A 22231-nucleotide genomic window follows, 5' to 3' on the forward strand; every position below is an offset into this window, starting at 1 on the left:
GATGGTTAGACACCATCTGTGATTATCGCTTTCGCCATAATCTTTAATTTGGAGCGACACACGAGGTTCGAACTCGTGACCTCAACCTTGGCAAGGTTGCGCTCTACCAGCTGAGCTAGTGTCGCATATATTCTCATAAGAGAATGGAGGCGCGTCCCGGAGTCGAACCGAGGTCCACGGATTTGCAATCCGCTGCATAGCCACTCTGCCAACGCGCCATTTTTACTTCTCAATTAGATGGTGCCCCGGGCCGGACTTGAACCGGCACAGCGCGAACGCCGAGGGATTTTAAATCCCTTGTGTCTACCAATTCCACCACCAGGGCACGCAATTTCTTGCGATGGTTAGACACCATCTGTGATTACCGCTTTCGCCATAATCTTTAATTTGGAGCGACACACGAGGTTCGAACTCGTGACCTCAACCTTGGCAAGGTTGCGCTCTACCAGCTGAGCTAGTGTCGCATTATATTCTCATAAGAGAATGGAGGCGCGTCCCGGAGTCGAACCGAGGTCCACGGATTTGCAATCCGCTGCATAGCCACTCTGCCAACGCGCCAACTTTGTTTCTGAAGAAGTTTACTTTTTCAGAATCTTTTGTCCTTTGCGAGTCACCCCGCTGCGGTACGTGGTGTAATTTACTGATTTTACAGAATCAGTCAACGAAAAATTATGACTTTTTATTTAATTGCTCATTTTCCATTACATCGACCTATATTTCAGCCCGTAAATGATCAAAAACCAGACAATCTTTAATTATTAACTTTGTCTCATTTACGAAATTGAAAAACGCGACAATGAAGACTCAAAGTCTTGATAAGTAAATTCGTTTAATTTTTCCACGCCACCATCGATTCTACGGCAATAAATACTAGGCATTCTTAATCCATTGAACCAATTAAGCTTGACCATTGTATATCCCGCACTATCTGCTATGTGTAATTTCTGTCCAATAACTAATGGCTGTTCAAAGTTAGCTACACAGAATTGATCGCCCGCCAAACAAGAACAACTGCCAATCACATATTGAAAACTCCCCTCTTCAGAAGCTTCACTAATTGTGGCGGGCTCATTATAAATTAATGTATCGAGTCGATGCGCTTCTGTCGCACTGTCGACAATTGCCGTTTTCATTCCATTTTCGACAATATCAACCACAGTCACAACCAAATCTGCTGTTTGAGTAATAATGGCTTCGCCTGGCTCTAGATATAATTGGACATTAAATCGTGAAGCAAATGTTTTTAATGCAAGAGATAACTTTTCTAACTCGTAATCAGGCCAAGTGAAGAAAACACCGCCACCTAAACTCACCCAATCAAGTTTTTCCAAATAACGCCCGAAACGTTCTGATATCGAATCTAATAACGCAATAAACGCATCCGCACTTTTATTTTCACAGTTCATATGAAACATTGCGCCATCGAGATCATCAAACAATTCATCTGTTAATAGGTTTTCTTGCACTCCTAAACGCGAATACTGACGAGCAGGATCAGCTAAATCTTGCCCTGCACAACTTATCCCCGGATTTAAACGTAGACCAACTAACGCTTTGCCGTCAGCCAAATGGCGATAGGCTTGCAATTGAGAAACGGAGTTAAAAATGATTTTATTACAGTGCTCTAGCACCTCTTCTACATCTTCTTGGCTATATCCAACACTATAAGCATGAGTTTCACCACCAAATTTTTCAGCACCTAACCTGACTTCAAATGGCCCACTACTGGTTGTACCGTCAAGATAAGGCTTCATGACATCAAACACACCCCATGTTGAAAAACACTTCAACGCGAGTACCAGTTTTACACCAGATAATTGTTTTAACTTTTTGGCTTGCTCTAAATTATTGATCAGCTTCTGCTCATCAATCATGAAATATGGCGTTTTCAATGCGGCTTACTCTTTTATATAAATAACAAAGCGAGCCTGCTTCTACATACAAGCTCGCTTAAATAGATGTTTCTATTTCAAAATTTGAATATCAGGCTGACCCACTGGCAATTCTTGTACATGCCAATCTAAGCCAATTGTTGGCATTGTTGCTAAGAATGGGTCTGGATCTAGCTGCTCCATATTGAACACACCTTTATCAGCCCACTTACCATTAAAGAACTGTAATGCGGCAGTAATAGCAGGAACACCTGTTGTGTATGAAATTGCTTGATGCTCTACATCTTCATACGCCACTTCATGATCAGCGTTGTTGTAAATAAACACACTGCGTTCTTTACCCTCTTTCTTGCCTTGTACCCAAGTACCTATACAGGTTTTTCCTGTGTAACCCGGCGCTAATGATGTTGGATCAGGCAATAGCGCTTTTAAAACATGCAGTGGTTGTACAACAGTGCCATCATGCAGCGTTAGTGGATCTGGGCTTAATAAGCCAATATCACGCATACAATTGAAGTAATTTAGGTATTTATCACCAAAGCCCATCCAAAACTCAATACGTTTTGCTGGAATAAATTCCTGCATTGAACGTACTTCATCATGCGCCATAGAATAAACTTTATGTTTCCCCACCAGCGGGAAATCAAATTCAAGCATACGGCTATGGCAGCCCACTTGTTTCCACTCACCATTTTCCCAATAGAAAGAATCGCCTTGGATTTCTAACATATTGGTTTCTGGATCAAAGTTAGTCGCAAACTTCTTACCGTGATCACCTGCATTGACATCCATTACATCAATGCTGTCGATTTCATCAAACAAATGCTTTACTGCATAAGCTGCAAAAACACTCACTACACCAGGATCAAAACCCGCACCTAAAATGCCTGTAATACCTGCTTGCTTGAATTTCTCACGGTAACCCCATTGCCAATCATAAGCTTGAGGCACTTGTTGACCTTCAGAGCATAAATCAACAGCAACAGAAGTATCGAGATAAGAAACTTTCGCTTGATAGCACGCTTCCATTATCGACATATTGACCCACGGAGGCCCTGCATTAATAACCAAATCAGGTTTCACGTCTTCAATTAAAGCAACTAATGCATCAACATCGTCTGCATTGACAGCACGTGCTTGAATTGTCTTCGTCGGATCTTTTAAATTATTTTTCTTATCAATCGAGCTAATGATCTTTTCACATTTACTAACTGTACGAGAAGCTAATGTAATATCTCCAAGTACGTCATTATTTTGCGCCGCTTTATGTGCGACAACCCAGCCAACACCACCAGCACCAATTTGTAAAATAGCCATTATTTATTTCCTTCTAAATTCATTTATCTGTGTGGTTGTCTTACTGAGTCGAAGACAATAGCGATTGACCTAATTGAGAGACTTTATTCAATAAGGTTTTAAAATCGTTAATAGTTAAACATGGGTTTAAAATCGTGAACTTTAATGCCACTTTATCGTCAACAACAGTTTCACCCAGTACGGCTTGTCCTTGTACTAAGGCATCTATGCGCAATTGTTTATTCAGTTGGTTAAGTTGTTGCTCATTTAAGATTGCTCCTTCACCTACAAAACGGAATAACACTGTAGATAAAGCAGGATCGGCCAATAACTCAAATTGCGGCTGTTGATTAACTAAATCAGCGACATGTTGCGTTTGATTAATAAGATGATCGTACATTTCACCTAATGCATCAGCGCCAACACTTTGCATTGTCATTAACACTTTTAAAGCATCAAAACGTTTAGTTGTTGCTATTGATTTATCCACTAAATTTGGCAGTAAATCATCTTCACGATTAAGATAATCTGCATGGTGTAGCAGATATTTAAAGTGCGATTTATCTTTCACTAACACTGCACCACAGCTAATCGGTTGAAAGAAAAGCTTATGAAAATCAACGCTTAAAGAATCAGCTTTTTCAATACCATGCAAACGACTTTGATGACGGCTTAAAATGAGTGCGCCACCGTATGCACCATCAACATGGAACCAAAGATTATGACGAGCGGAAATATCTGCCAACCCTGTAAGATCATCAATTGCGCCGTGATCTGTTGTTCCTGCTGTTCCAACAACGGCAAACGGAATAAGATCATCTACTTTTAATGCTTCAATCGTGGTAATTAAAGATGCTAATTGAATAGTGCCATCAGGATTAGTATCAACACAGACTACAGATTGTTCACCAAGCCCCATCAACGACGCTGATTTTTGCACCGTGAAATGGGATTTTTTCGAGCATAATATACGTAGTTTATCCGCGTATGATGGCAAACCTTGTTGCTGAATATTATGACCAGAGATAGTGTCTGCAGCCCAATCACGTGCTAACAGTAATCCCATCAGATTACTTTGCGTTCCCCCACTGGTAAACACACCATCTGCTTGTTGGCCTAATTGATAAACATCGCACAACCAATCAACGATTTTCTGTTCAACAAACGTTGCTGCACTGGCCTGATCCCATGAATCCATTGACTGATTCAATGCGGCAATAAAAGCTTCTGCAGCAATAGCTGGGACAAGTGGCGGAGTATGCAAATGCGCAATACAATGCGGGTGTTGCACCATAATAGAGTGCTTCGCGATAAGATCGCCTGTTTGATCAATCACGGCATCAAGTGAGGATTGTGGCTGGTTTAAATCAATGCCATTAATTAGCGTTTTTAATAATTGAGGATCCATCCCCGAATAAGGCTGATTAGTTTGTTCAAAGACTTTTTTCAGCACTTGAGTCGTTTGATTCAGCGCCGTTTCAAAGCTCTCAGATCCGCCTTTACCCGTTTGAATAAAGTTATACTTCCAATTAGCTTTATTATCCGACTCTAAAACCAATCCTTGTTCAATCGGTTCAACATGTACCTCAATAGCCTCTTTAATCGTATTAATAACAAAATCAAGCTGTTCAAAACTAATAATAAGAGGTGGTAAAAAACGTAATACCGAACCTTGACGCCCACCTTTTTCAATAATCAAACCACGCTCTAATGCAGAGCGTTGAATTGCAGCGGTTAACTCAGGATCGGCGACTGGCTCACCAAACTTATTCTTACTACCATCAGATTGAACAATTTCAATGCCCAACATTAAGCCTTTACCGCGCACTTCTGCAATACAACTGGTTTGAGCCGCCACTTTTTCTAAACCACGACGCAGATACATACCGGCTTTTTGAGCATGCTCAACTAAACCATCTCGTTCAATTATTTCTAACGTTTTAGCCCCTGTTGCCATCGCTAACTGGTTGCCACGAAATGTGCCGGTATGCTCTCCAGGGTTCCAACTATCAATCTCTTTATTAAAAACAAGGACTGACATTGGCAAACCACCGCCTACTGCTTTTGATAAACATAGAATATCTGGCGTAATCCCTGATTCTTCAAACGCAAAATTGTGACCAGTTTTACCAATACCACATTGGATTTCATCAAAGATAAGTAAAATGCCATGCTCTTGCGTTATTCGACGTAATTCTCGCAGCCAAAAAGCAGGCGCAGGAATAACCCCGCCCTCACCTTGAACAGGTTCTACAATGATGGCTGCAGGTTTTTGAATTCCGCTTTCATCGTCACTCAGCATACGTTCGATATAACGTAAGCTTTGTTTTGCGCCTTCATCGCCGGACAAACCATACGGACAGCGCAATGAATATGGGAATGGCAGGAAATGTACATCAGCCATTAACCCTTGACGGCGAGATTTAGTATTCAAATTTCCCATCATCGCCATCGTGCCATTGGTCATTCCATGATAAGCACCATGAAAAGCTGCCATGGTATTTCTACCTGTCGTTTGTTTGGCAAGTTTAATCGCAGCTTCTACTGCATCAGCCCCTGTTGGGCCACAAAATTGCACACAGGCATTATTTGCAAACGACTCGGGTAAAAAGCTCAACAATTGTTTAATAAATTTATCTTTAGCAACCGTTGTTATATCAAGGGTTTGATATGGTAGGCCTGATTCTAATTGGTCAACAATTGACTTATTAATTTCTGGATGATTATAGCCAAGTGCTAGCGTTCCCGCCCCAGCTAAGCAATCAACAAATAATTGCCCACGGGTATCTTCAACTATTACACCTGCCGCTTTCGCTATTGCTAAAGGTAAACGTCTTGGGTATGAACGCACATCCGATTCATAGTGCTCTTGGCTTAGTAACAATTCATCAAGCGTTAAGTCATATAAACCATTAACAACAGGCACTGTTGTTGATAGATCAGTGTCGCCAAAATTAAAAAGTGTAGACATATTTCGTTCCTGTCATCACTTAGCTTTTGCACAAAAAAAACGTAACAAAAGATAAGCAAAAACCATATTAATAACGATATAAATACCGAGTTAAGATTTTTTAAAGATGAACCACACTCAAAATACAAATATGCAGAAGCAATAAGCACCCGCAGTAATATGCAACTCTATGTTTAGTGTGGTTTTTGATCAGGAACGATCAAGGCTCCGTAATAATACGGTATTTCGGTAAATGAAAACCAAAATGAAATGAAAGTGATAATAGATCCACTGTTGGGTCCCTTAAATATGAGTCAGCTCTTATAAAGCTGAACATCGTATAATTTCCCTTCTATTTATGCTGGTAAGCATAAATACCTACTGCGTAATTGCTAGGTGAACTACGTTATAATCTTACTCAATCTAAGACCGAGCAAAACTACCACAATCTATTAATAAAAAACAACATTAAAAAATAAAAAGATACAAACTTTTACAAACCACCCCCTCAAAAATTTAGCCATAATTCGACTATTATAAAAATAAAACAAGCTTTAACATTACAATCAAAATAACTCAATTTACAGCCAAGCCATAACTGCAGTAACAAATAGTCCAATGAGACCCAATAAACTCACCACAAAAAAGATGCTGCGTAATATTTTCATATTAAAGTAATAACACAACATATGCCCTATTCGTCCGAATAAATAAACCACAGCGAAGCCATTAATCCAGTGAGCAATGGGCTGAGAAAATAATGCAAACAGAACAAATACAATAAAGATCCCAAGGCTTTCATTGCTATTGGCTAATGCTCTATTTGCACGAAATAAAAAGTGTTCATGGTTAGCTTCAATAGTAAAACCGGGGATATGCTTTTGACTAAGAATAGCAATATCCAATACGACTAATTGCAATAATAACAAATATCCCACAGAGCCAAGAACCCAAATTGTCATTTTATAGGGAAGCAAAAACTCCATTGAATTATCCTTTTCTATTCGTTCTTGGTTTGCCACACCTCATAATGGCGCTCAACATTTGAAGTGACTCTCCCCCACTCAGATGCTTTGACTCGCCTTTGGTGATGTTCGAACGCAGTATTACTAGAAAACTCTTCGTAAACATCAAAGTAACAAGGAGAATGTGAGCGCTGATAAACATTGAACACCAAACAGCCTGACTCTTGCTTTGTTAATTCGACATGCTTCTCAAGTGCTTGGCTAACAAGATTAAGTTCTTCTTCAGGAACGACAATAAATCCTTTTAATATCACTTTTCCCATCTTTTCAATTTCCTCAATAATTTGAAAGACTCTACTTAATATCTACTTTAAAAAGAGATTCAATCGGCTTATCAACAAAATAAGTCCATACATGATCAAAGACACGGTGCTGATTGGGGAATGGCGTTAGTGCTTTTGCTTCTTCTAATGTGCACCATTGATAATCTGTATGTTCGTGATTAAGTGTTACGGCTTGATTTGGAGAGCATAAGACGACGAAAACAGGAATAATTTGTAGCACATTGACGTTGGCTTCAAAAAACTGCTGCAAATACTGGGCATTATAAAGATCCACCACTTCAATTTGGGTTTCTTCTTTAAACTCACGGACAATGGCTTGCCAACCCGTTTCATTACCTTCGATAGAACCACCAACATGACACCAATACCCACCTTTTACGCGCTTCATGAGTAGCATTTTCATCACGCCATCAATTTCTGATAATGCAACACCTGCCACTATGGAAGAATCTATCGGAATCATCATCACTCCTTAATTTGTCGATCACTGCCCTTTTCTAGTTATACACCAATAGTTATAAAAAACGGCTACATATTGAGCCGTTCAGTCATTATAGAATAATTAATGTGATGAACTAATAAGTCAAACTTAGAAGCTCACTTTATCAGCATCAAAATAATAACGTGCTGGCGCGATATTCATCCCCCCCGTAACAGGCAAACAAACACCTGTAATAAAACCTGCAAGATCACTTGCTAAGAAACTCACCGCATGAGCAATATCTTCAGGCTCACCCATACGTTTAATTGGCTGTGTTGCTAAGAAATTATCAATAAACTCTTGGTTTAAATTATTTTTTACAGCATCTGTCGCAATCATTCCTGGTAATACTGCATTACAACGAATACCAAAACTCGCGTATTGAATTGCGATTTGACGTGTCATATGGTTAATGGCGTTTTTTGCCGTACCGTAAGAGATGCTCGACATTTCAGCACTTAAAGAAGACAGTGATGAGATGTTTACAATGCTACCACCACCATGTTTAACCATCGTTGGTATAACTGCTTTTGATGGAATAAATACGCTATTAATATTAGCAAGTATATTCTTTTCCCAATCAACCACTTCAGTATGGGCTAAGTCACGATCTTTACTTAAATCTACACCGCCAAAGTTGTTAACCAGCACATCAATCTTTACTTCTTTTTCAAGAATAGAATCAATCAACGGCGTGTAAGAATCATTATCGAACGCATTAAAAAACATCCCCGTTGCTTTACCGTTATTTTGGGTAATTTCATTAGCCGTCGCTGTGGCCTCATCAATATTCCAATCAGCCACATAGACATTGGCACCTTGAAAGGCCAATAACTTACTACATGCCTTACCTATTCCTTGTGCACCTGCTAGTACTAACACTGTTTTATTTTCAAACATAAACCACCCGATATCGAACAACGTTTTTATCCATTATATCTATCACTCACAGGGAATACATATAGATATTCGTCCAAATGATTCCTGTCAGCCATATGCGTAAAAAGTAGTAAATAAAATATCTTATTGCACAGAGCCTTGTTAATATAAATAAAAACCATTCTCAATTGGTGAAAAATGAATAACGAAGTAACAGTAATAAACAGCAAAACCATCACAACCAATATGCAACGAATCACTTTTCAAGGAGAGTGCTTATCTGCATTTTCTAAGAATAGTGCAGGAAACTATATAAAATTACTTTTTGCTGAAAATGGCAGTACTGATATTAGTCTTGTGCCGAAAGGTCAACGACCAGTGATGCGTACCTATACGATTAGAAAATATATTCCGGAAGAAAATAGTATTGAAATCGATTTTGTTCGTCATAATACAGATCAAGGCGATCACAGCTATGCCGCTAAATGGGCGAAGCAAGCATCATTAGGCGATAAAATTTGTCTATTAGGCCCGGGGGAAATTAAAGACCTCAATCATGATGCAGATTGGTTTTTTATGGTTGCCGATATGACTGCACTACCATCATTAACGACAAAAATACAAAGGCTGCCAATAGATGCGAAAGGGTACGCCGTTATTCAAGTTATTGATAAAGATGATATACAGGAATTATCTAAGCCTGAAGATATTGAAGTGATATGGATAACAGCCTCTGAATCGCTAGCAGATACTGTAACGTCATTACCTTGGAAAGATGGCAAGGTTTCTGTTTGGTCAGCCTGTGAATTCGATACCATGCGTGAACTACGACAATATTTTCGTAATGAAAAAAACGTTGAAAGAGAATTCATTTACATTAGCAGTTATTGGAAAAACGGTGTGTCAGAAGATGGTCACAAAGACATTAAACGTCGAGATGCTGCGAACATATGAAAATTATTAATCACTTTTGTAATTTGCAAATGGTATAGACGTTTTTTATCGCTATGAACCCGACTAATGAATAAAATCTGCTGATAACAGAAGTATTCATGGTAGCTCAGAAAACTAAAAGTTCACCAGCTGAAAATTGAACATCATGTATATCATGACAATGAATGCTAACTTACGTTTAAACCAATATAACAACATGCAGATTATATACTTTCAACAAGTAAGAGTTATAACTGCATGTTAAACATTAATGAGTACTATCTTTTATACACAGGTTAAGATCTAACGCTTGCTTATTAAAAGTAGGAAAATGAGCTGCTTGTAGATACCCCCAAGCTGCAAGTATTAAAAATACGAAGGGAATTAATAAGTGCATGGCTGATATTAACCAAGCCAAAAATCCTGTTTTTACTTTCGTTGGTCGATAGACTTTTACGGCTTTAGGTGGAAAGCGCCTTTCACGAATTCCTGCGATCCCTCGCGGTATCAATATCCAACTCATCGTAAATGCAAATAGTGGAACACCAACCATCACCAAATACCAAAAATATTCAGCGAGATTAAAACCTAACCATTCGAAGCAATTTGGACGAGATACAACATCGTTAATAATAGGTATCAGCCAGATTGTATGAAGAAAGTAAATGACACTCCCAACGAATACTCCAGCCAAGATCCGAACCGCTTTTTCTTTCTTTGAGTATTCTTGAGCATATTCCATTGCGCAGATCCCTCATCCTTAATCGTTTAATTTTCACTCAATATAACGAAGAGAGGGTGTCTTAACAAATACTAGAAATATAAAAAAAGGCCTGATTAATCAGACCTTTCAAAAATAGAACTTACTAGTGATTTTCTGCGTTAAGCAAATCACCTTTGGCTGCTTTTAAATATTGCACCATTGACCAATACGTTAATACCATTGCAACATACAAAGATACATAACCTAACCATACAACGTATTCATGCGGATGCCATAACAACAATAATAGAGCAAACATCTGAGAGGCAGTCTTCACTTTCCCTACCCAAGAAACAGCGACGCTTGCACGTTTACCAATTTCAGCCATCCATTCACGTAATGCTGAAATAATAATTTCACGACCAATCATAGTGACAGCAGGGATCGTAACCCATACTGAATGGTAATGCTCAACCACAAGTACTAAGGCCGTTGCTACCATGAGTTTATCAGCAACAGGATCGATAAAAGCACCAAACCGAGTTGTTTGATTTAATTTACGAGCAAGGTAGCCATCGAACCAATCGGTGACACCCGCGACCCAAAAAATTAACGCTGTTGCAAAAGCAGACCACTCGTACGGCACATAAAAGGCAATAACAAAAAATGGGATAAGCATGAGCCGGACGAAACTTAAGATGTTAGGTATTGATAAACGCATAATATTATTCTTATGTTCAAAATCAGAGTTTAATCTACTTCCCTAGCCTACTCCAAAGTCTGCTTAGGTGCGAATTTATCAGTAAATTAAACCAAAAAAGTGCAGCGAACTAATTATGTTGCAATGCATCGACTATTTTTTCTGCTAAAGCAGGACTAATACCAGGTACTTTAGCAATTTCTTCTTTACTTGCTTTCTTCAGCTCTTGCATACCACCCATATATTTGAGTAACGCTTGGCGTCGTTTAGGCCCAATACCTTCCACATCTTCTAGACTACTACGCTTTCGAACTTTTGCACGTTGAGCGCGGTGACCACTAATAGCATGGTTATGACTTTCATCACGAATATGCTGGATAAGATGCAATGCTGGTGAATCGCTTGGCATAGAAAACTCTTCACCTGTAACAAATATGAGCGTTTCTAAACCAGGCTTACGTGTCGTGCCTTTTGCCACACCGACAAGTAAAGGTCGTTTTGGCCAATCAGCAATATACGGCTTCACTACATCATACGCTGTTGATAACTGACCTCTACCGCCATCTATGAAAATTATGTCTGGAATTTTATCTAATTCCATATTTTTGCTATAACGACGCTCCAAAACTTGTGCCATTGCTGCGTAATCATCACCACCAGTAATACCAGTTATATTATAACGACGATATTCTTGCTTTAATGGCCCTTCCTGATTAAACACAACACATGAGGCAACCGTTTTTTCCCCCATCGTATGGCTAATATCAAAACATTCCATACGTGAGATCGCCTTTAAGTTTAAAGCTTGTTGAAGAGCAAAGAAACGCTCTTGTATCGTTAAACGGTGATTAATTTTGCTCGTCAGTGCGGTTTCTGCATTCGTCTTTGCCAATTTTAAATACTGAGCACGAGTTCCTCGTGGATTGTATTTAAAACTGATAGTGCGCCCAGCCATTTCCGTTAACGCTTTAGCAATAGTTTCACCTTCTTCTCCCAGCGTTTCACTTAATAAAATGACACTCGGGATCACTCGACCTTCAACTTGGTTGAAATAGTATTGAGTAACAAACCCTGAAAGAACTTCTGTTAACGTTGCATCAACGGGCACTTTAGGAAAATAACTGCGACTGCCTAAGATCTTACCTTGACGAATATATAATCCATGAATGCATGCCATCCCATTACTGTGTGCAATACCAATAACATCTATATCATCTTCATTGTCTTGGCTTACGAACTGCTGTTCTTGAATACGTCTTAGTGCTTGGATTTGGTCGCGATATCGTGCTGCTTGCTCAAACTCTAACGCTTGGCTAGCTTGCTCCATTTTATCAACCATAATGCTAATCACTTGGCGATCTTTACCCTGTAAAAATAATCGCACCAATTGCACTTGCTGTTGATAGTCATCGTCACTGATCAATCCTTCTACACAAGGCCCAGAGCAACGTCCAATTTGATACATCAAACATGGACGACTTCGGTTTGCATATACTGAATCTTCACACTGACGAACCGGAAAGATTTTTTGCATAAGATGCAAGCTTTCGCGTACTGCACCGGCATCAGGATATGGACCAAAGTATTCACCTTTGCGACGCTTAACACCGCGGTGAATCGACAAGCGTGGATGTTTACTTGCACTTAGAAGAATATAAGGATAAGACTTATCATCACGCAGTAGTACATTATATTTAGGTAAATACTGCTTGATGTAGTTATGTTCAAGGATAAGCGCTTCAGTTTCAGTATGGGTTACCGTCACATCCACATTGCAGATATTTTTAACTAAAGCACGTGTTTTTTCACCCGCAACATTAGTTCGAAAATAACTAGAAAGGCGTTTTTTTAAATCTTTTGCTTTACCTACGTAAATAACCACACCAGTAGCGTCATACATACGATAGACGCCTGGCTGGTGTGTTACTGTTTTCAGAAAAGCTTGAGAATCAAAACTTTTTTCGTTTGGAACATCTGACACTATAACGTCTCTGTATCAAGCATTCCATGTCGAATGGCAAGATGCGTTAATTCAACATCACCACTAATATCCAGTTTGTTAAACAAACGATAGCGATAACTATTAACGGTTTTCGGACTCAAATTTAATTGCTCCGAAATATCTGTTACCTTCTGTCCTTTCGTGATCATCATCATTATCTGAAGTTCACGCTCAGAAAGCTCTTTAAAAGGATTCTCAGAATTTGAAGCAAATTGGCTTAACGCCATCTGCTGCGCAATTTCAGGTGAAATGTAACGCTGGCCACTGTTTACCATTCTTATCGCATTAACCATTTCATCTGGTCCCGCTCCCTTTGTTAAGTAGCCAGCAGCACCTGCTTGCATAACTTTTGTTGGAAATGGGTTTTCGGTATGAATTGTTAAAACAATAATTTTTACATCGGGATTGAATCGTAAAATCTTACGGGTCGCTTCAAGTCCACCAATACCAGGCATATTCATATCCATAAGAATAATGTCGGCATGATTGCTACGGCACCATTTTACGGCTTCCTCACCACTGATGGCTTCCCCTACCACTTTAATACCACGGACATCTTCTAGAAGACGTCGAATCCCTGTGCGAACCAGTTCGTGATCATCTACAAGGAATACATTAATCAAGCTGTATCTCCAATGATTTGGCTCTGCACCCAGCCAGAATGGCAGGATAGCTACTACTAATACTACATAATTCTACCTTAACTTAACACTTCGCCAAATGCTGATTCTGTGTATCAGCGCAAAGTTTAGTATCAAGTTAAAGCTTGACAATACGTTGTTTTATTATTCTTTATTACACGCTCCAAAATAAAGAGCGTCTATTGATTATTTCCTATTTGGGAGAAAAAATAAAGCGAAAAATATAATATTTCCAATTAGTTATAATTATCAATCAAATAACAGTTTGTTACATCATTTATGATTTATAAAATTTAGATCTAACGCTAAGTTTGTAATGACTTTTGCTATCTCTACTATATTGAGTGTAATTGATTATGTGATTTTTTTTACTCGAATAGAAAAATAAGCGCAAAAAAACACCAGTAACGAATATACATCAACCTCTTAAACCTCTATGACTCCAGTTTTTACATCAAGATCCATACCTCTATAAAATCAACGAACACATTGTAAAAATTCGCGTTTTATTAGCTCTATAATGTATTGAAACATTGAATAAAATAACAGCAAATACCGACTAAATTTTAGTTTTGAATATTTATTTAAATAAAGTCGTTCATTCTTTAGACGTCTAGATGTAAAGCATTCCCTTCGCTTACTTAATAGAGTATTATATGCGCCGCTTTTGGTTCTACTCTTTTTTCGATATCTCGAACTCAGAAATTAGGCCGACACCGCTCTTGTTTTATAATGGATTATTCGCGTTGAGTGACAACATTTAGCATAACTTGCTATTGATTATCACCAACTTTGGCATGGCTGCTAAACCGGTGACATTTACTTAACCATAAAGCATACGCGAATCCAGTTTTTATATGTGTTGTTCAATATACGTTGAATAATTATCAAGAGTTTACAAGGTTTAGTTATGAGTCTTTCAGCCAAAACGGTTGTTCTGATTGCTATCGGTGCTGCACTTTACGGCATTGGGGGGTTACCTATGTTTGGTATTCCTGTTTTTGCAAACACAACTTTAAAGCCAGCAATGGCTGTATTGGCACTATTCGCTGTTTTATTTGGCCCATTAGTTGGCTTTCTTGTTGGTTTTATCGGCCACTGGGTGACAGATCTGTTTGCCGGATGGGGAGTTTGGTTCACTTGGGTTTTAGGCTCTGGAATCGTCGGTATGATCATTGGTTTATATCCTAAACTAACTCGCGAACGCTTGGAAAAAGGCCTTTTTTCTAAGCTTGACTTCACTCTATTTGTAGTACTCGCATTCTTAGGCAATGTTATTGGTTACGGCTGTTCTGCCTTTTTAGACTCTATTCTCTATGCCGAACCTTTTGCCAAAGTCTTAGCGCAACTTGTCATTATTGCTGCAGGTAACACAACATTAATTGCTGTTGTGGGACACTTTATTTTGACATCTGTAGCTAAACGCAAACAGCAAAGCTACAACCTCAAAGAGGCATACTAAGCATGGCTATTCAATTTACTGATTTCTCATTTAAATATTGGGCACTTGAAAAGCCAACGTTAAAAAATATCAATCTCACAATTAATACTGGTGAGAAAGTCGTGATTATTGGTCCTAGTGGGAGTGGTAAATCAACATTAGGACAATGTCTTAATGGCCTAATTCCACATGCAATCAAAGGTGATTGTTCTGGAACACTTACTATCAATCAGCAAGATACTCAAAAAATGGACCTCGACCACTGTACAAGTATGGTTGGTACAGTATTGCAAGATACTGATGGTCAATTTGTAGGATTAAGTGTCGGCGAAGACATCGCTTTTGCGCTCGAAAATCAAATGATCCCACAAAAAGAGATGCACGATATTGTTCAAGCAACGGCTGACATGATTGATTTGAACGCCATCATTGATCACTCACCATTTGATTTAAGTGGTGGTCAAAAACAACGTGTATCTTTAGCCGGTGTGATGGTTGATGATGTCGATATTCTCTTATTTGATGAGCCTTTAGCAAGCCTTGACCCAAAAACAGGTAAAGCCGCAATAGAAATCATTGATAACCTGCATAAAGATACAGGCAAAACAGTGATTATCATTGAACACCGTTTAGAAGATGTGCTCCACCGTCCCGTTGATCGCATCATTATGATGAATCGTGGTGAAATTGTTGCCGACATGACGCCTAACGAATTATTAGCAAGTACGATACTTGAGCAGCATGGTATTCGTGAGCCTCTATATATTTCAGCAATTAAAGCGGCTGGTTGTACACTTTCAAAAGACGATAACCCCGCTTATTTCTCTACCCTTTCGCTAGAAAAATTTAAGCCACAACTAGAGCAATGGTTTCATCAAGTAGCGCCAATACAAAATCCAGAGCATAGCGATATCTTATTGAGCGTGAAAAACTTGTCTTACTCCTATGATGGCGTAAAAAACACCCTTAATGATATTAGCTTTGATGTTCATAAAGGCGAATTTGTTTCTATTATGGGCAAAAATGGCTCGGGTAAGTCAACCATTACTCGTTTAATCATGGGAGTATTAGAGCAAGATAGCGGTACTATTTCATTAAACGGTGATAATCTCGCTAATTGTTCTATCTTTGAACGCAGTCATAAAATTGGTGTTGTATTACAAAACCCCAATCATATGATTTCACACCACATGATTTTTGATGAAGTCGCATCAGGGCTTCGTAACCGTGGTGTTGACGAAAATACAGTAAAAGACAAAGTTAATCACATGCTTGAGCTCTGCGGCTTAGGTCGTTACCGTGAATGGCCGATTGATGCACTGAGTTTTGGTCAAAAGAAACGTGTAACCATTGCGACGATGCTTGTGTTAGAGCCTGAATTGTTGATTCTTGACGAGCCAACAGCAGGACAAGACTACCATCACTACACCGCAATGATGGCATTCATTAAAGAACTCAATGAAAAGCTTGGTATTACTATCATTATTATCTCGCATGATATGCATTTAGTACTGGAATATACACAACGCGCCATTGTTATTGCTGACAGTCAATTGCTTGCAGATGACAGTGTCTACCGTATATTTAGCCAGCCAACCCTACTTGATAAAGCTAACTTAACTGTGACAAGTCTTTACACTTTAGCTGAAGCTATGGGCATTACACGTATCGACAACTTCATCCGTTGTTTTATTGAGCACGAAGCAAAAACGAAATAATCATGAAAACCAATAAATTCAAATTTGGTATTAGTTATATTAATACCCATTCATGGCTACACTCGCTAAACGGTATTACTAAACTCATTCTCTTTATGGCTTGGGTTACCATGGTATTATTGACGTTCGATCTACGCGTTATTTGTGGATTGATTGTTTTAGGTCTGTTCTTACTTAAAGAAACCAAAATACCTTTTAAGGTTTATAAACCGTTACTCATGGGTACAGCTATCGTTTTACTGATGAACGCATTATTTATGTTCTTGATTGCGCCGCAACAAGGTACCGATTATATGCACAGTAAAACCGTTCTGATCCATCTCTTTGGTCATTACGATATTACACTTGAAACATTGTTTTACTTGTTAACAGTGACACTGAAATATTTCAGCATGTTCCCGATCGCATTGGTGTTTGTGTTCACCACTCATCCGACAGAGTTTTCAGCGAGTTTAAACAAACTGGGGGTACCTTATCGTGTTGCTTACGCTGTTAGCTTAACCTTACGTTACCTGCCAGAAGTGATGAAAGACTTCACCAACATTATGCATGCTCAACAAGCACGTGGGGTAGATATTTCAAAAAATGCACCGGTGATGACACGTATCCGTAATGTCGCAAAGATTCTTGGCCCATTAATTTTTTCAAGCTTAGATCGTGCAGATGTCATTTCGAATGCAATGACTTTACGTGGTTTTGGACGTAATAAAAAGCGTACTTGGTATAGCTTAAAACCAATGACTAAAAATGACTTCATTGCTTTAGCAATTATTGTAGCGATACTTGGGTTTGGTATTTTCCACCGCGTTGAATCTACCAGCTTATTTTGGTACCCATTCCACTAATTACTTAGCTTTCAGTATCAGTTAACAGCAACAAAAAAGCCGATCATGAGATCGGCTTTTTTATATCTACAGTACAAAGAATCGTTTTTAACTTTGAGATTCTCGCGCTAATCGACGCGCTTTTTGACCTCGAATCACCAAGATAATACCAGCAATAATAAATGGAATACTTAACAGTTGACCTGTATTAAGCACCATATCTGTAGAATAGTCAGCCTGATGGACTTTAATAAATTCTAATAAGAAACGTACTGTCATAACTAATACTAAGAACCAGCCTAGTAGTAGCCCCTTATACTTTCCAATATCTGTTTTACGGTAAAGCGCAAACAATAAAACAAAGATGGCTAAATAAGAAAACCCTTCGTACAACATGACAGGGTGACGAGGGATCATATCAACACGCTCAAAAATAACTGCCCATGGAAGATTACTCGGTGTACCTAGAATCTCTGAATTAAAGAAATTACCCGTACGAACAAAGAAGCCGAACAATGCTGTTGCAATGGCTAAACGATCAAGTAACCACATGAAGTTAATTTTGTAGCGCTTAGTATAGAAGTAGACGGCTAGAATTACACCCAAACCACCACCGTGACTTGCTAACCCGCCGTTCCATACCGCAATAATCTGACCTGGGTTCGCCCAGTAGTAGTCTGGATCGTAAAACACGACATGAAATAAACGCGCGCCGACAATAATACCAACGACGGCGTACATTAATAATGAATCTAGACTTTCTACTGGCTTATCTTCACGTTCATACACTGACTTCATAACTTGGAAACCAGCGGTAATTGCTAACGCAAATAACACACCATACCAATGAATCTTCAAACCGAAGATTGACACCATAACGGGGTCGACATTCCAAACAAAATGATCCAACGAGATAACCTTCTCAGTAACATAGTGCCCAAACAAGATGGACGACTTACAATAAGCACAGGTTAGCAAGAAAAATCACTGTGGTGAATAAACGTTAGCTTAATTTAAGAAAATTTAATTCTATAAATCAGATTATAACTATCAGAATGAAAAATTAGAGCGATATAAAGAAACAGTTTCGGCCTTTTTTCTTACTTTCATATAATGCATTATCTGTTCGCGTCATTAATGTTTCAACGTCATCATCATCGTGAGAAATAGCTGCACCGATGCTTAAAGAACAATAAATTTCATCACCTTTATATCGAAGAATTGTGTTATTAACCGCATGACAAATTTTAAACAACATCTGTTCAACTTCAGGCACATTTATTTGCTGAGTAATAATAGAAAACTCATCACCACCAAGACGGAACAATTTATCTTCTTTTGCTAATAAACCATGGACGATCGTTGCAACATGAATTAAGGCTTGATCCCCAAAAACATGTCCATAGTTATCATTAATTGACTTAAATTTGTCAATATCAATACTTATCAGTGTAAATGTTGTTTCTCGACTAAACATTTTATCGATATATTGATTAAATGAGCGTCGGTTTCTTAATTTAGTTAATACATCTCTATTAACAAGAAATTGTAACTCTTTCGTTTTTAGCTTTAATTGAGCCTCAATTCTTTCTTTTTCACCTCGTTGAAAAGCAACGATAAAATAAACTAGAACAGAAATAATAACACCAGCGCAAGCAATGCCAACTAACACCCATAAATCTTGTTCTTGTTTCTCGTTAGCTTGCTTAAATTCAACGAGCCATACTCTATTTGGCAACGTTACTTTTCTCGTAAATATCGTTCCCTTTGTTAAATCCCAACCTTTACTCTTGTACATAATTGGAAAGTCTTTAGAGCCGATACCAGTATCAATAATTTTAATTTTACTATGAATACCATTTAGCGAATGTTGAATAACGGAGTTCATATATACAGTTAAATCAACCACACCAACAACAACACCTATCATCTCATTGCTATCAAGATTAAAGACTGGATAATCAATCAACAATCCTCGCTTGTTTTTTTTATGATGTGTATCAATTGTTATGGCATCTTTATTTAGATCGTCATTTGTAATTGATGCTAGCGTATCAGAAAGAATAGAAACGCTGTCTGATACATTAGGCTGCTTTGTTGTTCTTATATTATCGAAGAAATACTGTGTGCGTTGACTGATAGAATAATAACCAAGTATATCTAAATTATATTTTGTTCTTGGATAAATATCAGTAACAACATAAATAGCAGGTATATCAGAAAAGTTACCATTAAATTTCAACTTTTCATTTTTAGTTATTGTATAAATATTAAAATTTGAACTGGTATTTTTTTCCAACTTTATAAAGTTATCAATATTTTCAGGTGTTACTTTTTGAAGCCATTGAAGGCTCATTAAACTTTTTGAGCTCCCTACAACCTCTTTGGCAAAGAGGTCAAAATTACTCCAATTTGAAGGAGAGCTTGATTGAAAGAAATTGGCCGCCGATCCAATAAAGTCGATATCGCTATTGACTTGATCACGCAGCAAATCAGCTTGACGAGAAGCCGCTGATTCTAATACTGCTTGCTGGTTATTGGTCTGTATATGATTGATTACAAATACTAAAATCACAGTCAGTAGTAAAACCATCATTGATACAATAAGAGGTACCAGTTTTAGTCTTGTTACTAAGCGTAAGTTTAAGTAGGGCAAAATCAATATTCCTAGTGTGGTTAATCACGACATTTTACATTATTTTTATTATATGCAAATAGTAGATTTTGGGGTTGGTTAAATAGTAAACAGAATCACGATAATCATCTCTTATAATATATAAAACTTGATCTGACTTAGGGCTAATACCTTATTATTAAACACTATTGTCATAGAGACATTTACACTTATAGTACAAATGCTATCAAGAATTGCTAATAGTGTACCTTTAGCGGTGCTAAAAATTATAATCATGCCAAATAGTGTAATTATAAACGATGACGATTGCCCTGAAAAAGTAGAACAAATATTATCGCTTTAGATCGGTATTAATAAGATCGAAAGCGCATGGAATATACCGTAGCCTCTAAATAAAAAGTGCTACAGCCGTTAACACGTAAACTAAATTATATAAGCAATTATTATATCCACTCACCTTCTCTAATATAAACAGCAATTGAATATATGTGCTATGGCTTATAACAACTCTTTTTATTACAATAAATATAGGGATTGATTATGATGAATACTTTCTTTATAAGCTTATTTTTCTCATCCGCTTTACATGCTGCACCTTCATTACATCACCTCGATTACTCAATTGATTTCCATAATAAATACGGCACTGACGGGTTACTTATTTCAAGCCCTAACATTCAATTTATTTACAAAGAAATCGATAGACATTGCTATAAATTGTCAGAGATCGTGGTGCTAGAGTTTATTGGGCGCTGGCTAACTATGAAAAGTGTACATAAAAAGTAAAGCAATCTAAAATGCTTTAACTAAAGTACACTTTTATCTCTAATCTAATAAACTACTGTTGTATACCGCAATGTTGATGCTTACTATCACATGTGTAAGATGATGCCTCAATTTGTACTGTCACATGTTCAATGTCAAAGTGATCATGTACATAATGTTTGATTTCATCAGGCATACCTTGCCCTTTAACATATTCATCAACAACAAGATGAACTGTCATGGCATTTTCAGTGGTACTCATCGGCCAAACATGTAAATCATGGAAAGTATTTACATGCGGCAACTCTGTTAAATAGGTTTTTAGCGCTGATATATCAACGTTATTCGGAACGGCATCTAATGAATAATTGATCGAATCTTTAAGTAAGCTCCACGTACCAATTAAAATCACCACAACAATCGCTAAGCTCATCGCAGGATCTAACCAATCCCACCCAGTAATGTTTATAATAAAAGCGGTAATAATCACACCAAGAGAGACTGCGGCATCACCCGCCATATGAAGGAAAGCCCCTTTCATATTTAAATCATGCTTTTGTCCTTTGGCAAATAACATCGCTGTCGCTGCATTGATGATCACACCAATAAAAGCCACCATCATCACCGTGGTACCTTCCACGGAGCGGGGTTCAGTAAATCGTAGAACTGCTTCCCATGCAATTGCTCCAAGCGCAAACAATAATAATAACGCACTTGTTAATGAAGCTAATATTGTCACTTTACGGAACCCATAAGTTCGCTGCTCAGTTGCCGCTTTTTTTGCTAATGCAAAAGCTCCCCATGCCAAGACCAAAGTAACAACATCGCTAAGGTTATGCCCTGCATCGGCTAGTAATGCTAGAGAATCAGTAATAAAACCATAAGTCGCTTCTACAATGACATAAAGAAGATTAAGTACAATCCCTATTGCAAAGGCGGAATTGTAATTTGAAACATGGTGTTCATGTGAATGCGCCATTAGCCGTTTTCCATTATTTTAATTTTTATTAATTTTACTCTTTCTAATAAGAATCACATGCAACCTGATATTACAGATGTAAA

Annotated in this window: 19 protein-coding genes and 5 tRNA genes; 5 read left to right on the forward strand and 19 right to left on the reverse strand. The window is 38.0% G+C overall.

Going from position 1 to position 22231, the window contains the following annotated elements:
- Nucleotides 1–49: 49 nt before the first annotated feature.
- The 12 genes from CTN01_RS02095 to CTN01_RS02150 all read right to left on the reverse strand — a co-directional run bounded on the left by CTN01_RS02095 (nt 50) and on the right by CTN01_RS02150 (nt 8828).
- Nucleotides 50–125: transfer RNA gene (locus CTN01_RS02095), tRNA-Gly, on the reverse strand.
- A 19-nt stretch (nt 126–144) separates the two neighbouring features.
- Nucleotides 145–218, reverse strand: a tRNA-Cys gene (locus CTN01_RS02100).
- 20 nt (nt 219–238) lie between these two features.
- Nucleotides 239–325, reverse strand: a tRNA-Leu gene (locus CTN01_RS02105).
- Nucleotides 326–388: 63 nt separating this feature from the next.
- Nucleotides 389–464 (reverse strand) — tRNA-Gly (locus tag CTN01_RS02110).
- Nucleotides 465–484: 20 nt separating this feature from the next.
- Nucleotides 485–558: transfer RNA gene (locus tag CTN01_RS02115), tRNA-Cys, on the reverse strand.
- Between the two features lie 215 nt (nt 559–773).
- On the reverse strand, nt 774–1892 hold the full coding sequence (nspC, locus tag CTN01_RS02120; protein ID WP_258178902.1) for a carboxynorspermidine decarboxylase: 1119 nt from the start codon (nt 1890–1892) through the stop codon (nt 774–776).
- A 72-nt stretch (nt 1893–1964) separates the two neighbouring features.
- Entirely contained in the window at nt 1965–3209 is a 1245-nt protein-coding gene (locus CTN01_RS02125) for a carboxynorspermidine synthase (RefSeq protein ID WP_045131036.1), read from the reverse strand.
- A 40-nt stretch (nt 3210–3249) separates the two neighbouring features.
- Nucleotides 3250–6159 (reverse strand): pyridoxal phosphate-dependent class III aminotransferase, encoded by a 2910-nt coding sequence (locus tag CTN01_RS02130; RefSeq protein WP_045150417.1) that lies wholly within the window; start codon nt 6157–6159, stop codon nt 3250–3252.
- 560 nt (nt 6160–6719) lie between these two features.
- Complete coding sequence (locus CTN01_RS02135; protein ID WP_045150418.1) at nt 6720–7124, reverse strand: MAPEG family protein; 405 nt, start codon at nt 7122–7124, stop codon at nt 6720–6722.
- A 14-nt stretch (nt 7125–7138) separates the two neighbouring features.
- Nucleotides 7139–7426 carry a putative quinol monooxygenase gene (locus CTN01_RS02140; RefSeq protein ID WP_045129154.1) on the reverse strand — a complete coding sequence of 96 codons (288 nt, stop codon included), beginning with the start codon at nt 7424–7426 and terminating at the stop codon, nt 7139–7141.
- 31 nt (nt 7427–7457) lie between these two features.
- Nucleotides 7458–7910, reverse strand: coding sequence for an NUDIX hydrolase (locus CTN01_RS02145; RefSeq protein WP_045150419.1), 453 nt, complete (start codon nt 7908–7910; stop codon nt 7458–7460).
- Nucleotides 7911–8036: 126 nt separating this feature from the next.
- Complete coding sequence (locus CTN01_RS02150; protein ID WP_045150430.1) at nt 8037–8828, reverse strand: SDR family NAD(P)-dependent oxidoreductase; 792 nt, start codon at nt 8826–8828, stop codon at nt 8037–8039.
- A gap of 177 nt (nt 8829–9005) precedes the next feature.
- On the opposite strand from CTN01_RS02150, the gene CTN01_RS02155 reads away from it, so the two are divergent.
- Complete coding sequence (locus CTN01_RS02155) at nt 9006–9761, forward strand: siderophore-interacting protein (RefSeq protein WP_045150420.1); 756 nt, start codon at nt 9006–9008, stop codon at nt 9759–9761.
- A 247-nt stretch (nt 9762–10008) separates the two neighbouring features.
- On the opposite strand, the gene CTN01_RS02160 is transcribed toward CTN01_RS02155, so the two are convergent.
- From CTN01_RS02160 to uvrY, 4 genes are all read right to left on the reverse strand, one after another.
- Nucleotides 10009–10482, reverse strand: coding sequence for a hypothetical protein (locus CTN01_RS02160; RefSeq protein WP_107188250.1), 474 nt, complete (start codon nt 10480–10482; stop codon nt 10009–10011).
- Nucleotides 10483–10606: 124 nt separating this feature from the next.
- The gene (gene pgsA, locus CTN01_RS02165) at nt 10607–11164 is read right to left on the reverse strand and encodes a CDP-diacylglycerol--glycerol-3-phosphate 3-phosphatidyltransferase (protein WP_005368388.1); all 558 of its coding nucleotides are present in this window, start codon (nt 11162–11164) and stop codon (nt 10607–10609) included.
- A gap of 109 nt (nt 11165–11273) precedes the next feature.
- Nucleotides 11274–13124, reverse strand: coding sequence for an excinuclease ABC subunit UvrC (uvrC, locus tag CTN01_RS02170; protein WP_107342080.1), 1851 nt, complete (start codon nt 13122–13124; stop codon nt 11274–11276).
- A complete protein-coding gene (gene uvrY / locus CTN01_RS02175; RefSeq protein ID WP_005368391.1) occupies nt 13124–13768 on the reverse strand; it encodes a UvrY/SirA/GacA family response regulator transcription factor in 645 nt (214 codons plus the stop codon). The genes uvrC and uvrY overlap by 1 nt, the downstream gene beginning before the upstream one ends.
- A 928-nt stretch (nt 13769–14696) precedes the next feature.
- Here uvrY and CTN01_RS02180 point away from each other — a divergent pair.
- Genes CTN01_RS02180 through CTN01_RS02190 form a run of 3 tightly spaced genes read left to right on the forward strand, consistent with a single transcriptional unit; the run spans nt 14697 to nt 17790 of the window.
- A complete protein-coding gene (locus CTN01_RS02180; protein ID WP_005368393.1) occupies nt 14697–15248 on the forward strand; it encodes an ECF-type riboflavin transporter substrate-binding protein in 552 nt (183 codons plus the stop codon).
- Nucleotides 15249–15250: 2 nt separating this feature from the next.
- Nucleotides 15251–16945 (forward strand): ABC transporter ATP-binding protein, encoded by a 1695-nt coding sequence (locus tag CTN01_RS02185; RefSeq protein WP_045150421.1) that lies wholly within the window; start codon nt 15251–15253, stop codon nt 16943–16945.
- A gap of 2 nt (nt 16946–16947) precedes the next feature.
- The gene (locus CTN01_RS02190) at nt 16948–17790 is read left to right on the forward strand and encodes an energy-coupling factor transporter transmembrane component T family protein (protein ID WP_005368397.1); all 843 of its coding nucleotides are present in this window, start codon (nt 16948–16950) and stop codon (nt 17788–17790) included.
- Between the two features lie 87 nt (nt 17791–17877).
- Here the strand turns inward: CTN01_RS02190 and lgt are convergent, their stop codons facing one another.
- The gene (gene lgt / locus CTN01_RS02195) at nt 17878–18678 is read right to left on the reverse strand and encodes a prolipoprotein diacylglyceryl transferase (protein WP_045084338.1); all 801 of its coding nucleotides are present in this window, start codon (nt 18676–18678) and stop codon (nt 17878–17880) included.
- A gap of 154 nt (nt 18679–18832) precedes the next feature.
- Entirely contained in the window at nt 18833–20425 is a 1593-nt protein-coding gene (locus CTN01_RS02200) for a sensor domain-containing diguanylate cyclase (RefSeq protein WP_052666728.1), read from the reverse strand.
- A 519-nt stretch (nt 20426–20944) separates the two neighbouring features.
- Here CTN01_RS02200 and CTN01_RS02205 point away from each other — a divergent pair.
- Nucleotides 20945–21190: a hypothetical protein gene (locus CTN01_RS02205; RefSeq protein WP_045132750.1), complete on the forward strand. Its 246-nt coding sequence runs from the start codon at nt 20945–20947 to the stop codon at nt 21188–21190.
- A 52-nt stretch (nt 21191–21242) separates the two neighbouring features.
- Here the strand turns inward: CTN01_RS02205 and CTN01_RS02210 are convergent, their stop codons facing one another.
- Nucleotides 21243–22148 carry a cation diffusion facilitator family transporter gene (locus CTN01_RS02210; RefSeq protein WP_045150422.1) on the reverse strand — a complete coding sequence of 302 codons (906 nt, stop codon included), beginning with the start codon at nt 22146–22148 and terminating at the stop codon, nt 21243–21245.
- Nucleotides 22149–22231: the final 83 nt, after the last annotated feature.

This window comes from Photobacterium angustum, assembly GCF_003026365.1.
GTDB classification, from domain to species: Bacteria; Pseudomonadota; Gammaproteobacteria; order Enterobacterales; family Vibrionaceae; genus Photobacterium; species Photobacterium angustum.